1 tRNA gene is annotated in these 209 nt (G+C 54.5%); it reads left to right on the forward strand.

The features are described from left to right. The first annotated feature begins 133 nt into the window (after positions 1 to 133). Positions 134 to 209, forward strand: a tRNA-Val gene (locus tag Q1B11_RS20395).

Here is a 209-nt window from a genome sequence, read left to right on the forward strand (position 1 = left end):
CGGTAGTTCAGTTGGTTAGAATGCCGGCCTGTCACGCCGGAGGTCGCGGGTTCGAGTCCCGTCCGGTCCGCCACTTTCTTCTGGAAAGACACTGTGACAAAGACGTTTAACGTCTGATTGTGAAAAGTTCAATGGGTGATTAGCTCAGCTGGGAGAGCGTCTGCTTTACACGCAGAATGTCGGCGGTTCGATCCCGTCATCACCCACCA

Origin of the sequence: uncultured Endozoicomonas sp., from assembly GCF_947495845.1 — a bacterium.
In the GTDB taxonomy this organism is placed as follows: domain Bacteria; phylum Pseudomonadota; class Gammaproteobacteria; order Pseudomonadales; family Endozoicomonadaceae; genus Endozoicomonas.